The following is a 13737-nucleotide window of genomic DNA, read 5'->3' as shown; positions in this document are numbered from 1 at the left end:
AGCAGCGTGGACGCTGCACCCAATGCGCTTGCGCGGGTGCTTCGTCTGACTGACTTGTAAGTTCAAGCGGGTCACCCAATCGGGTGGCCCGCTTTGCTTATTTTGGACAATCTTGAAATTGTTTGCTATTACGAGATTCTCGCATTAGATTGAAGTAACCTGTGTCCTCTTATTTATGCCTTACAACAGCATCTCATTATCACTGAGGTGACAAATGAAGCGTCTAATTATTGTTTACTTCTGCCTCGGGGCAGCATATTCAGCCCACGCGCAGTTCAACGCTATCCTCTATTCACTTTACCCCTTGACAACGGATTGTGACGGCGGCGAACCGCTGGGTGCCCATTGTACCGGAGTGATTTTCTGGGATCAAGACGATAATGGTCCTGACCCTGCTGACTTACCTGTTCCGGTGGGGGAAGAATTTGGACAAGCAAATTTCAATACGTTTCCAATTAACGGCGAGGACATCCTGGAAATCCCCGGTGGATTTATGACAGATCCAGCCTTCACGATTGTCACAACCACTCCGCAACCATCGCGTTACTACATCGTCGTTGAATGCGGACATGCCCGATGGACTTCGTCCGTGATCACGATTGAAAACGGACTGAACGAATATGAAGTAGGTGGCTGGTCATGCGAAGAGATCGTCTTTCCATGTGACGAACCGACTTATTATTTCATTGAAACAGTCAATGGCGTCCTTTACTGGGCGGATGGGCCGCATTTCACGTGCATTCCCGTGTGTGCAAATGCGCCCGTGCAGATATGTTACGGTCCGCTTGGCCAGGATGTAATTCCGTATGCCAACGTCCGCTCTGGGTGCACGCACGAAGTAGGAGATTGTGACAGCGCATGCCAATCTGTCCCCTTCACGTTCAGCAACGATGCGTGGGTTTATGACGATCTGAACAGTCTGTGGTGCAACTGGATCTATCCGGGTGAAACGGATGGCTGCGTTTGCTTGGAAGACTCCTTCAGTGTCGCTATTCCTCCCTGCGACGAGCCGACATATATTTTCACCGAGACGGTCAACGGAGTTGATTATTGGGCAGATGGTCCGCATTACTCGTGCATTCCTGTTTGTGCAAGTGCGCCCGTGCAGATATGTTATGGTCCGCTTGGCCCAGATGTTATCCCGTCTGCTGCGGTTCGTTCGGGATGCGCACACGGCGAGGACGGCTGTAACACCGAGTGTACATCGGCATCATTCACTTTCAACAACTTTAATTGGACGTACGATGAAGTGAGCGGTCTATGGTGCAACTGGATCTATCCGGGTGATGAAGATGGCTGCATTTGTCTGGAGGATTCCTTCAGTGTCGCCACTCCTCCCTGCGACGAACCGACGTATATCAGTTTCGAGACGGTAGGAGGAGTGGATTACTGGGCGGACGGAGCACATTGGACATGCATTCCCGTATGTGCCAGCGCACCAGTACAAGTTTGCTATGGCCCGCTTGCCCCAGATGTTATCCCGTCTGCCACGGTTCGTTCCGGATGCACACACGGTGAGAGCGGCTGCAATTCGGATTGTACCCCCGCAACTTTCTCGTTTAATAATTACGCCTGGGTTTATGACGATCTGAATAGTCTTTGGTGCAATTGGATCTACCCGGGCAATACTGACGGTTGCATCTGTCTGCAAGACACATTCATGACGACCGGCCCATGCGACGAACCTTCGTACATCTTCTTTGAGGTGATTAACGGCTGGGACTACTGGGCTGACGGGCCGCACTACACTTGTTTGTCGCTCTGCGCGGATACACCTGTGCAAATTTGCTACGGTCCGTTTGAGGACGGCGTTTACCCAGCCGCAATAGTACTGCCGGGTTGTTCGCACGATGCAGGGGACTGCAATAGTGAGTGTCCGACTGGTCCCTTTACATTTGACAATGACGCGTGGATGTATGACGAATTGAACGGTTACTGGTGCAACTGGATTTATCCGGGATATCTGAATTGCTGCGTTTGCCTGTGCGACTATTTTGATTTCAACATCGGATTTGTCGAGTCGTTCTTTGAGGCCCAGCCGCGTGACAACGCCGCGCTGATCCAATGGGGTACCGCATCAGAATCCGAGATTGACTACTTCCGACTGCTACGCGACGGACAGTCCGTTTACACCGTCGGTGGAACTAACAGTTCTACTGGTTCCACCTATTCCTTCTTGGACGAGAATGTTGTGAACGGGCGAACATACATCTACAGCCTCGAAGTAATAGACATTTCCGGATCGATAGAGGCATGGAACACAGTGGCAGAAGTGACGCCGTTGTCCTCCTCCGCAGTTGTCACGGAATACGCGTTGCATCAGAATTATCCTAATCCGTTTAACCCGAGCACGAATATCAGTTATGACGTGGTTGAATCGGGTATGGTAAATCTCGTCGTTTACAACATTGCCGGACAGGTTGTGGGGAAACTTGTGGATGGAATTCAGTCGGCCGGGCGTCACACGGTCAGCTTCGACGCATCGAATCTGACCAGCGGTCTGTACTTCTACACGGTGAAGATCGGCAACGAGTTCACCGCTACGAAGAAGATGCTGCTTGTCAAGTAATCAACGCGGACGCTGCACCCAAGGCGTTTGCGCGGGTGCTTCGTCTGACTGACTTGTAAGTTCAAGCGGGTCACCCAATCAGGTGGCCCGCTTTGCTTTGGGGGAAATCCAAAACAAATGCTGCATCTGATGTACAATATTTGAACTAATGAATTAACATTTTGTTTCAAAAACTGCATATTTACATAAACATATGTTCACAATTACCTTAGATTGAATTGGCATTGAACTTAGGACACCCGGGATGAAGCTCGGGAGGCATGGCGGGGTCAGTTTTGAAAGTCGAATATTTCACTTGCCTTGCCGGAAGAATGAGCGTAAATTACAATGATACCCTCTCTCGTGAGGTGCCTTGAACATGTGTAACTGTAGGTGAAAGCAACATGAAAACCTGTTCCAAGTATTTGCTTCTGGCGCTATGCCTAATCGGAACGACAGCACTTTATGCAGCGGAATTCGCACCGGGACTTGACGATGAACTTGCACTTCGGAAGAGTGATGAATTCCTCAGCACCATTATTATTCTGCCGAGCGCTATTGATATTCGCACACTTGATTTTGCCCTGCATACACGCAAAGCCACGTTGGCCGAGCGTCACCAGGAAGTAATTGCGGCGCTGAAATACAACGCTGCACAGAACCAGCCCGCATTTTTGGCCGAGCTTGACATGCAGAATGAACTTGGCACCGTGAAAGGCTATACAAGCTACTGGATTGACAATCTGGTGGTTGTTTACGCACAGAAGAGTTATATCGAGTCGCTGCGCGAACGGGGCGACATTGAATATGTGACTCTGAACTTCAAGCCTGAACTCTTCGAGCCGATTCGTTCGGAGAACGGTTCGGTCCGACCGCCGCGGCGTAATCCGCTCGACAATGAGACGACGACGCCGGATCAGGATGCCATCGGCACGACGCGAGTCAACCGCGAACTTGGTATTACGGGTCAGGGTGTGCTGGTCGCCAACTGCGATACGGGTGTAGACGGCAATCACCCGGCGCTGGCGTCACGCTGGCGCGGCTTGACCGCTCCCGCAGCGGAGTGCTGGCGAGACGCTCTGGGTTCGGCTCCGAACTTTCCTTCCGACGGAAATGGACACGGCACGCACGTGATGGGCACAATCACCGGCCGCGCGATTTCCGGCAATGACACGAATACCGTCGGCGGCGCGCCGAACGCGCTGTGGATTGCGACCAATTCGATCAATCAAGGCACGGGAACGAATTTTGACAATGATATCATCGCGGACTATCAGTGGTTTGCAGATCCCGACGGTGATCCGGGCTCGCTGGACGATGTTCCTGATGCAATACAGAATTCGTGGGGCGTGAATCAGAATTTCTCGGGCTATACGCAGTGTGACACTCGTTGGAATACCTTTATCTTGAATTGTGAAGCAGTCGGTCCGGTCATTTCGTGGTCGGCCGGAAACGAAGGTTCGTCCGGTCACCGCACACCGGCGATTCACTCCATCAATGCATATCAAATCTTTTCAGTTGGAGCGGTTGATGCACAGGACGGTTTGCCGCCCTATCCGATTGCGAGCTTCTCAAGCTTAGGGCCAACACCGTGTGTTCCGGCGGTTCCTGATAACTTCAAGCCCGAGATTTCCGCACCTGGTGTGAACGTGTATTCGTCCGTTCCAGGAGGCGGTTATGACGGAAGTTATTCCGGCACGTCGATGGCAGGTCCGCACGTTGCGGGTGTGGTCGCGTTGATGCGCGAAGCCTGCCCGAACTGCGATCACATCACGATCAAGGAAGCCATCATGCAAACGGCGCTTGATCAAGGCCCGGCAGGACAAGACAACACGTATGGTTACGGTGTGATTCAAGCCTATGAGGCGGTTCTTGCGGTGTCGAACCTTGGCCGAATCGGTGGTGTGGTCACCGACGGCGCGAATCCGTTATCGGGAGTGCGCGCGAAGATTCTGTCCGGTCCGAATTTCGCCATGACGGACGCCAACGGTCAGTATTACCTTGCGCTCGCAAGCGGTACGTATGATGTCGAATTCTTCAAAATCGGATTTGCGCCGGATACTGTGTTTGATATCAATGTGACGGTCGGGGATACAGTCATCGTTAACGCTCAGTTGACAGCGCTGACTCCGGTGAACTTTATATCTGAAAGTTTCGAAGCCGGCGCACCGGGCTGGACGCATGATGCACCCGCGAGCTGGGTGGACAACTGGCATATTTCAACGGAGCGCGCGAATACGGGCGCGAATTCGTACAAGTGCGGTGACACCGGCACGGGTAATTACGCAAATCTTTGCGATTCCCGTCTGACGTCTCCCGTGATGACGAATCTGCCCGCCTACGCGCAGCTTAGCTTTGTGACGCAGATTACTTCCGAGACCTCCACGGCATATCCTGATTCCGCTTACGACGGCGGCATGGTGGAGATTTCGGTGGACGGCGGCGCGTGGACACATGTAACGCCCACGCCCTCCTATAACAAGGCATTTCGCTACAGCGCCGGCGGAGGTAATCCCTACAGCGGGCCGGTGCCCGGTGTTGGTTGTTTGGCCGGTTCCATTGCGACGTGGACTCAGTACACGCTAGACCTGTCCGCTTATGAAGGACAGGACGTACAGCTGCGATTCCGTTTCGGTTCAGATGCCGGTGCGAATCAGGAAGGATGGTATGTCGACGATGTTACCGGAGTCGGCTATTCGAATTCAGTCGTGTCGGCACCGACGTCATTGACAATCGTTTATGACGCGGACAACAATGAGCTGGACTTTGCCTGGGAAGGAACCGCACCGATGTTCCGGCTGTTGAGTTCAGAGACGTTTGACGGGCCGTATGCGACGATTGAAGCGACGACCGCAAGCAACAGCGTGTCCATTCCGGTATCTGTGTATGACCAAAGATATTTTGTTGTCGTTGCGACAGACGGCACGTTGATGTCCGCACCATCCCGGCCTATCGGGTTGAACGGAAGATAAGTTCGAATCATGCTGCAAACAGAAGAGCCTCTGTAAATCAGAGGCTCTTCTGCATTATGAACGTACTTGATAACTATTCCATGCCGCGATCAAGCTGACGGCGGGACAGCGAGCTGGCGGGAAGGTTTGTTCCGCGCCGTGCGACAATTACGAAATCGAAGCAATCACCAATTGAAACCGGTATTGTCCACGTCGTCTCAGTGCCGGGGACTTCGGCATGCCAATACCAAAGGGAATCCGCGGGAGCGGCACGGAAGACGTCGTAGGCATAGGGCGTCAACGGTGCGCCGTCAATATCACGTTCCACCGGCAGCCAAGTCAGGCGCACGAGCGAATCCAGTTGCTGGATAATGACATCTTCGACGACCGCCGGTTTGGACGCCGGAGTCTCCATGGCGATGAACATCACCTGATCGAAAATTGCCTTCCAGTCGGTGCTGGAAGCATTACGGCCGACCGTACGCAGCGTCAGCAAATTCTGGCCCGGAGTCAGAGTATGCGTGCCGCCGTGAAGAGTGTCGGTACGTACCCAGCTTTGATAGAGAGTATTTTGATACATGTCCTGCGCGACAAGGCTGTTTTCGCCGTTGACCTGCACGGTAACGACAGCGGCGTTCGAAGTCCTGCCAAAGAAGTACTTGGCCTGATAGGTTCCTCCTGAAGGAGACCAGAACGGAAGGTTAACGTAGCTTGACGTGCTATTGCCCGTGAACACGTAGCAGGACATCCTTCCCCATGGGTCGGTGTTGTCGGCACGAATCCAATCGCGGCACCACTCTTCCTTGATGCGGGCACCAGACCAACCGGCGTGATGCAGAACTTCACCTTCAACCCGGAACCAGTTGCGATAGTGAAGAAGACTGTCCGAGGTTGCACCGAGACCGGTTTGCGGAGTTGCCGTGACGAGATAGTCACCGGGAGAAAGTCCGTCAGGAACCCGGATTACTCCGGTGAGTTTGCCGAAAATATCCGCTGATGGTACCGCGCCCACCCACGGACAGGGAATACCGTTGATTGCGGCACTCGCCGATTCGCCGACGTGAAGCCCGTGCATTTCAATATCGAGTGAGTCACCGGCGAACACGACGTTGCCGATGTCGGGGCGTTTGGGCTGGAACCAGAGTGACGGCCCGCCGAGATGCTGCCAGGCCACCGAAAGGGTATCGAAATCGTAGAGTGAGTCTGAGCCAATGTTCAGCACGAGCATCAAGGGATAGACTCCGGCGGTCATGTTGTCGGGAGTGTAGAATTTCGCGTCAAGAATTGAATCGCCGTTGACAGCAATAAGCGATGCATCCACGAGCGAGAGCTGAAAATCTCCAAGCCTGGCTCCGACAATGGGGAGTTCGGGATCAATGTTCTCGCCGACCAGTCTCAATTGCTCGCCTGAGTGCGTGGCACCGTCTCCACTTGCATCAACAATCTTCCATTGCGGACGCTGAAGGTAGGCATAAGCCATCGTACGGTAATGACCGGAGAGATTGTTGAAACGACCGACTTCCGTTTCATACCGGAGACGTGTCTCGAACGGGATAGGGTCGTTGTTGTGCCAGCGATACGCCGCAGCCGTGTCGGCAAGATAGGCCACGCAGCCGTGCAACGGCAATTGTGTATACACCGGAGTCCAGTAGCGACCGCCCTTATAGTAGTCTTCCGTTCCGGTTCCATGCCACGACGGGGTAGATTCGCCGTCAATATAGAAAAGCTCATCACCTTCAAGAACATGATTGTCCGGCTGCTGCATGTCTTGAACGGTTCCGACATAGTTGCCCGGGCCATCGAAGTCGGCGATGAGATAGTTTGACCACAAGCGAGTCGGGTTCATTTCGCGATATTGCCCGTGAAGTCTAAAGGGACCGGGGCTGCCGTCTGCGATTTCCAAACCTGCATACAACGTCTGCGAAGCACCAGTCAGATTTTCAAATTCAATCCGGACGCGTTTGTCAAAGACTATAGGCAAGTTGAAATACAGGGTGTCACCGACAGATCCGGTTACCGTAGAACGATAGGGTCGCCATCCAATCGGCGTGCCGAGTGCTACGGAAATCGGGCCTTCGATATCAGGCAATGGATACCCGTCGGTATACACTCGAATCCAGAAATTCTCGAAGACCTGCTGTGTGCGGTTATTCAGCTTCAGCAGAAGCCTGCGCGTCTGGCCAACGCCGTCGAATTCAAGGGCAGAGATGTCTTGTCCGTGCGGCAATGCCGCGGTTGTGTCAATGACATCAACTGTGGGGACGTAGATAGGAGTCTGAGGAGTCGACAGTCGATCCGCGAGCGAGTCAAGCATGGTCAAGTACTGCGGGCTTGGCGGCATGGTGAAGGGCTCAACGATAGTGCCGGAGGGTAGTTTCAATACAGTGACATGAAAATAGATGTCGCGAAAATCGTTGTATGTGATCCGGAGACTGTTTTGGAACGGAATAGGAACATAGCTGAAATATCCGCCGGAAGAGCTATCGGCAACTGGGGGCAAGAAGGGGTGCATTTCACCGAACGGATAGACCAGAGGAGTGTCTATCAAAGCGGTTGTATTGTTATCCACATACAGTCGCCAACGCCACTGCGACGTCTGATTGTCCTGCGTCCACCACATAGCCACGACCACACCGGGACCTTGGACATCACAGAGTTTTTGGTGGCCATATTGGTCAGCACCATAATAGTGGCCGAGGTCGCTATTGCTGCCGTTTCTGGCCCAGCTTGAGAAGTGCTGAATTTCGGCAGCAAGGGCATAAGACAGCCGTTCAGGATGGAGCATGTACTCCCAGTAGGTCTGACCGGAAGCAATTGACGTCAAAAGCAGGAGCAGAAAAAGAGGCATTGGCTGGGATAGGTGTATGAAAACGGCCTTAGAAATATAAGTTAATGTCGGATGGCGGGGAAAACAACTCTCCAAGTTTCCAAGGCAAAGAAATTCCATTGCGACTGTGAGGGGAAAGTCGTAAACTTAGTCTGACAGTCAGATTATTTGCAGTTGATTTTCTTAGACTTAAACTGATTCCCACATGGAACTACTTTTGGCGCCTTGGCCGTGGTATGTCAGCGGCCCGTTGATTGGTCTCACCGTGCCTCTGCTGCTCATTCTGGGGGGGAGGGTCTTTGGCATGTCAAGCAGTCTTCGCCATGTCTGTGCTGCCGTATATCCGAGCAATATCGAGTATCTGAGATACGATTGGCGGAAAGACGGGCTGTGGCTCATCTTGATGGTTTGCGGGCTTGTCATTGGTGGCTGGATCGGCGGAAGCTTGCTGCGAGCGGAAAACTCAGTGCAAATATCGCCGGAAACAGTGACTGACTTAGCAAAACTCGGGATAGCAGATATCAGCGGACTTGCACCGGCTTCGCTCTTTAGTTGGAAAGCGTTGTTCACATGGCCGACCATATTGTTGCTTACCGTCGGCGGTTTTCTGGTGGGATTCGGCACGCGCTGGGCGAACGGCTGTACTTCGGGGCATGGGATTACGGGACTGGCAAACATGCAATGGCCGTCATTGCTGGCCGTAAGCGGATTCTTTATCGGCGGGTTGATTGCGACACACGCCCTGTTTCCGTTAATCTTCAAATAGCAAAATATGAGCGAAGTATCTACATACAAAATGTCCTTACGCGACAAAATCATTTTTATTGCCATCGGAATCTATTTTGGCATCGTCATTTCGAAATCTGAAGCAATTTCGTGGTTTCGCATACAGGAGATGTTCCGGTTTCAATCGTTTCACATGTACGGTCTGCTGATGTCGGGTGTCGTGACTGCGGCTGTCAGTCTAAGGATAATTCGCACGTTCAATATCAAGACCATAGACGGCAACGAGATCAACGTTGAGCCAAAGGACATGAAGCCGTGGCGCGGATATCTGCTGGGCGGGTCGTGTTTTGGTGTGGGCTGGGCATTGACAGGAGCCTGTCCGGGTCCGCTTTATACACTGGTCGGGACCGGTCTGACGGTCATGATTGTTCCTTTGTTATTCGCATTTGCCGGTGCATGGACGTATGGATACTTCAAGCCGAAATTGCCGCATTAAGGAGTCCGCATGTTTTTCAAGCAAATTGAAGATCCCTATCTCGCGCAGTATGCATATCTGATTGGCTGTCAGGCCACAGGAGAGGCGCTGCTCATTGACCCGGAACGGGACATAGACCGCTATGTGGAGCTCGCTCTTCAGAACAATTTGCGGATCGTCGCAGTAGCCGAATCGCATATTCACGCGGACTTTGTCAGCGGTGTGCGGGAATTCGCATCCAATTACTCCGTGCGAGTCTATCTATCGGGTGAGGGGGGCAGTGACTGGCAGTATCAATGGCAAGCGGAATCACCGGCAAGGTTGTTCCATCTTAAGCATGGTGACGTGTTTCATGTCGGCAATGTGGAGATCGAAGCGGTGCATACTCCGGGTCACACGCCGGAGCATATTTGCTTCATGATAACAGACAAAGGCAGCGGAGCGGACGATCCGATTGGAATAATTACGGGAGATTTCGTGTTCGTCGGGGACGTTGGACGTCCTGATTTGCTGGAGTCTGCCGCCGGCATGCAAGGAAACAAGGAACCGTCGGCGCGTGCACTTTATCGTTCGCTGCTTGAGTTTTTTCAGTTGCCGGACTATCTGCACCTTTGGCCGGGACATGGAGCGGGTTCGGTTTGCGGCAAGGCACTGGGGGCGATACCAGATTCGACTGTGGGCTATGAACGGCGGTTCAACTCAAGTTTGCGCGCCGCTCAAAGCGGTGAAGAGAGATTTGTGCGCGAGATTCTGCACGGTCAACCGGAGCCCCCGATGTACTTTGCGATGATGAAAAGGTGGAACAAGCAGGGACCGCCGCTGCTTCCATCTGAATTCAGTTTGGCGACGATACAACCGGAAAAACTGCAGGCGCTGTCGCGCAATTCGGATACTATTATTATTGACACCCGGCTCGACCGGGAGCAGTTCTTCGGCGGATACATCCACGGAAGTTTGTGGGCGCCATTGACAAAGAGCTTTACCGGCTATGCCGGGTCGTTTGTGCAGCCGGAGCAAAAGATTGTCGTCTTGTGTCATGACTCGCAAGCGGAGTTGGCAGTCCGATTGTTGTGGCGAATCGGTTTGGACAATATCCTAGGCTACTGCAGCACAAATGACTTCGATAAATGGAGAAAGCAGGTCAAGCCTGCTCTGGAAACGCTTTCCGTCACTACCTATGAGAAGGCATTAAGTCAAGGTGACGCTTACCTCTTGCTGGATGTTCGCGGAGAAGCAGAGTACGAAGACGGTCATTTGCCAGGCGCCGTTTGTATTCCGCATACTCGGTTGGCGAGCAGGCTTTCCGAACTGCCACGCGGCAAAAAAATCGCTGTTCACTGTTCGGCAGGGGGGAGATCAACTTCCGCCGCGACATTCTTGAAGAGAATGGGATTTGATGCGGCGGCCATCAATGAAGGCATTGAAACCGCGGCATCGTTCCTTGTGCGAGAAACCGAGACCGTATAGTTTAGATTCCTCAGCAACGACAAGCGGGTTAGGCATGCACCTAACCCGCTTTACTTTTTCTGTCAGTGAGTGCAACAGGGTGGAGGCCCGTGGTTGGCGGCCAGCCCGGCAACACCTCTCCATAAAAGTACTAAAGCAGTGATCGCCATCAGCGTACCGGCGGCGATGTTGCCATACTTGCTGAAGCGTGCCGGAATTTTCTGTATCAGCGCGCCAAGTCCAAGCAGCGCAGGCATGGTTCCCACGCCAAAGGCCTGCATGATCATCATGCCTTCGACCGGAGAGGATGCCGCGGCTGAACGGGCAACCATTGCATATAGCACTCCACACGGCAATAACGCGGCAGCGAGTCCCAGTCCCGGTGACATCCATTTCCCCCAGCGCAACGCACGTTTTGAAACCGCTATTGATACCTTGGCGAGAAATCCGCCGGACGTCGGAAGTGCATATGCGAGTACCAGAGCGAGAATCATCAGTACACCGCCGGCGATTGAAACCCACGCGGTGGCCTTTTGCAATCCGGTTTGGTTCATGAATATGGCTCCAAGCGAAGCCGCAAGAAATCCGAGACTAGAATAGGAGAGCAGTTTCCCCAGCGTGAAACCCAACGGAGCCCAGGCACCGCCGGTCATCCTGGAACGGCACCCCAATGTCGCGAGGGGGCCGCACATGCCGATACAATGAGCCGAACTTAGCAAGCCAACGACGAACGCAGGAACTATGGCAGCGGAAAGTGTTTCCATATCAGTTCACAAAAAAGGAAATTCTGTCACGAAAATGTTGTTCGCCCCGGCTCAAGTCTGCGACACACTCCCACGCGCCACGTACCAGCGGAGATGCGGCCTTGACCGCGTAGCGTCCATTGCCCATCGGCAGAATGGCCGATGTGGGTTGATCCAGAGATTTGTCGGAAGGACGATAGAGGCTGCACATTCCGACGACCGAGTCGCAGGGAAGTCCGGCGCCATCAATAATTGTCAGAAGGACAAGATCTCTCTCGTCTGCCGCAACTGCCGTGACTTTCCATCCGGTGCGCAAAGTTGCTTGCTTTTCACTGACGACCTGTTTCAGGTTCACACCTTTTTCATAATAGCGTTCGGTCATCAGTTCCGGCGGATTCTTTGCCGCCACTGTCACCAACACCGCATTCATTGCAAAGGTGCCGGCGAGTACAGCGATTATAATCATTGGCCAGAGATTCTGGTCAAGAAATTTCTGCAGTTTTGTGCGCGGCGCTTCAGTCATCATCTTGCTTCTTGTGTTTATCCTAGTCGCGGCCGTTATGATGTTCGGAAAACACCGGCCCCAGAAACTTCGCGGAGGCAGTGCCAATTTCCTCGCTGCCGTCCATCAGTTTGAATTCCATTTCGGTCGCAGCGGTTTTAATGTGCTCCTTGGCCACCATCACGAACGCTTCAGCCTTGACGCGTTCTCCCGGAATCAGTTCAATTGGTTCGCCAAGTACCATCAACTGAGCGGGGACAGGCGACTCAAGTTTGACGGTCACTGAACGCGTGCGCGCATCGGTGTTAGTGAAGTGCATTTGCAGCATGTTGCGCACGTTGCCGTCCTCCTGTACGATATAAGGGGTTCCAGCAGGACGGACCACGGCGAAATCGACGACTTCGCGAATCGAAAGCCGGTACACGAACATCACTCCAAGCAGGAGAAAGACTGCTAAATAGAGAAGCACACGCGGCCGCACGAATTTATGCGCCTTGTGCTCGATTCCGGCCAGCGAATCGTAGCGAATCAGACCAAGCGGCCGTTTAATCTTGGTCATCACGGTATCACATGCGTCAATGCAGGCAGTGCATTGAATACATTCGAGCTGAAGGCCATTGCGGATGTCAATGCCCATCGGACAGACCTGGACGCAGCGGTTACAGGCAACACAGTCACCTTTAGTGTCTGAATCCGCACGTCGCATTCCACCGCGCGGCTCGCCACGGTCATGGTCGTATCCGACAATCAGACTGTGATCGTCAATGAACACCGACTGAATGCGCGCATAGGGACAAAGAAAGTGACAAAACTGCTCGCGAAACCACGCGAAATTAAAGTAAGTCAACGCAGTCAGCACGACCGCAACGACCATTGCCGTTGGATGAGATGCTCCGAAGGTCCAGAACATCTCGTACGAAGCTTCAGGTCCGATAAAATAGGCCGTGAAGCTCAGGCTCATCCCGGTAGCAAGCAGCCAGAATACGGCGTGTTTGAAAAGTTTTCGAGTCCAATAGGCATCATCGCGGGGACCGTTATCCAGCTCCCGGCGCTGCCGCGGATTGCCTTCTATCCAGCGCTCTATTCGATAGAAGATTCCTTCCAAATAAACCGTTTGCGGACATGCCCAGCCGCACCACAGCCTTCCGAACATCGCTGAGAACCAGAACAGCGCCAGCACCGACATCACGAGCAGCAGCGCGAGCAAGTAGAGGTCGGTAGCGAGAAATGTGTGGCCAAAGAACGAGAACCTGCGGCTGACGAGATCGAACAGCATGAACGGATTGCCGTTGATGGTAATCCATGGAGCCGCGAGATAGAACACAATCAAGACGGCTATCACGATCTTTCGCCGTGACGCCCACTTTCCCTTCGCGATATCGTGATAAACCCACTTCCTCTTGCCCTGCTTGCCAATTGTGGCACTCATGCTGGGCATTTCAGGCGTGTTCATCACTGGCAGTTGTTTCGACTTTTCCAAGCTCAATCCTTCCCCCTCCCCGGTCAAATCAATCATTTA

At 53.1% G+C, this 13737-nt stretch carries 9 protein-coding genes; 5 read left to right on the top strand and 4 right to left on the bottom strand.

The window, feature by feature from the left end:
* Positions 1-214 precede the first annotated feature (214 nt).
* Entirely contained in the window at positions 215-2569 is a 2355-nt protein-coding gene (locus HUU59_10095; protein ID NUO19787.1) for a T9SS type A sorting domain-containing protein, read from the top strand.
* Positions 2570-2952: 383 nt separating this feature from the next.
* Positions 2953-5520: a S8 family serine peptidase gene (locus HUU59_10090; GenBank protein NUO19786.1), complete on the top strand. Its 2568-nt coding sequence runs from the start codon at positions 2953-2955 to the stop codon at positions 5518-5520.
* A gap of 73 nt (positions 5521-5593) precedes the next feature.
* Here the strand turns inward: HUU59_10090 and HUU59_10085 are convergent, their stop codons facing one another.
* Positions 5594-8347: a DUF2961 domain-containing protein gene (locus HUU59_10085; protein ID NUO19785.1), complete on the bottom strand. Its 2754-nt coding sequence runs from the start codon at positions 8345-8347 to the stop codon at positions 5594-5596.
* A gap of 184 nt (positions 8348-8531) precedes the next feature.
* Here HUU59_10085 and HUU59_10080 point away from each other — a divergent pair, with 184 nt between their 5' ends.
* Genes HUU59_10080 through HUU59_10070 form a run of 3 tightly spaced genes read left to right on the top strand, consistent with a single transcriptional unit; the run spans position 8532 to position 10994 of the window.
* Complete coding sequence (locus tag HUU59_10080; GenBank protein ID NUO19784.1) at positions 8532-9092, top strand: YeeE/YedE family protein; 561 nt, start codon at positions 8532-8534, stop codon at positions 9090-9092.
* Between the two features lie 30 nt (positions 9093-9122).
* Entirely contained in the window at positions 9123-9548 is a 426-nt protein-coding gene (locus tag HUU59_10075) for a YeeE/YedE family protein (GenBank protein ID NUO19783.1), read from the top strand.
* A gap of 9 nt (positions 9549-9557) precedes the next feature.
* Positions 9558-10994: an MBL fold metallo-hydrolase gene (locus tag HUU59_10070; GenBank protein ID NUO19782.1), complete on the top strand. Its 1437-nt coding sequence runs from the start codon at positions 9558-9560 to the stop codon at positions 10992-10994.
* Positions 10995-11056: 62 nt separating this feature from the next.
* On the opposite strand, the gene HUU59_10065 is transcribed toward HUU59_10070, so the two are convergent.
* From HUU59_10065 to ccoG, 3 genes are read right to left on the bottom strand one after another with little or no spacing between them, the layout of a single operon-like run.
* Positions 11057-11737 carry a sulfite exporter TauE/SafE family protein gene (locus tag HUU59_10065; protein ID NUO19781.1) on the bottom strand — a complete coding sequence of 227 codons (681 nt, stop codon included), beginning with the start codon at positions 11735-11737 and terminating at the stop codon, positions 11057-11059.
* Position 11738: 1 nt separating this feature from the next.
* On the bottom strand, positions 11739-12239 hold the full coding sequence (locus HUU59_10060; GenBank protein NUO19780.1) for a FixH family protein: 501 nt from the start codon (positions 12237-12239) through the stop codon (positions 11739-11741).
* A 22-nt stretch (positions 12240-12261) separates the two neighbouring features.
* Positions 12262-13734, bottom strand: coding sequence for a cytochrome c oxidase accessory protein CcoG (ccoG, locus tag HUU59_10055; protein NUO19779.1), 1473 nt, complete (start codon positions 13732-13734; stop codon positions 12262-12264).
* Positions 13735-13737: the final 3 nt, after the last annotated feature.

Source organism: bacterium (assembly GCA_013360195.1).
GTDB lineage: Bacteria > Electryoneota > RPQS01 > RPQS01 > RPQS01 > JABWCQ01.
This window is presented reverse-complemented; position numbering and strand designations above follow the sequence as displayed.

What these genes read in the sequence shown, in the direction of transcription:
- HUU59_10080 (NUO19784.1), top strand. Translation starts at nt 8,532, where the DNA reads ATGGAACTACTTTTGGCGCCTTGGCCGTGGTATGTCAGCGGCCCGTTG.
- HUU59_10075 (NUO19783.1), top strand. Translation starts at nt 9,123, where the DNA reads ATGTCCTTACGCGACAAAATCATTTTTATTGCCATCGGAATCTATTTT.
- HUU59_10085 (NUO19785.1), bottom strand. Translation starts at nt 8,347, where the DNA reads ATGCCTCTTTTTCTGCTCCTGCTTTTGACGTCAATTGCTTCCGGTCAG.
- HUU59_10065 (NUO19781.1), bottom strand. Translation starts at nt 11,737, where the DNA reads ATGGAAACACTTTCCGCTGCCATAGTTCCTGCGTTCGTCGTTGGCTTG.
- HUU59_10060 (NUO19780.1), bottom strand. Translation starts at nt 12,239, where the DNA reads ATGACTGAAGCGCCGCGCACAAAACTGCAGAAATTTCTTGACCAGAAT.
- HUU59_10070 (NUO19782.1), top strand. Translation starts at nt 9,558, where the DNA reads ATGTTTTTCAAGCAAATTGAAGATCCCTATCTCGCGCAGTATGCATAT.
- ccoG (NUO19779.1), bottom strand. Translation starts at nt 13,734, where the DNA reads ATGATTGATTTGACCGGGGAGGGGGAAGGATTGAGCTTGGAAAAGTCG.
- HUU59_10090 (NUO19786.1), top strand. Translation starts at nt 2,953, where the DNA reads ATGAAAACCTGTTCCAAGTATTTGCTTCTGGCGCTATGCCTAATCGGA.
- HUU59_10095 (NUO19787.1), top strand. Translation starts at nt 215, where the DNA reads ATGAAGCGTCTAATTATTGTTTACTTCTGCCTCGGGGCAGCATATTCA.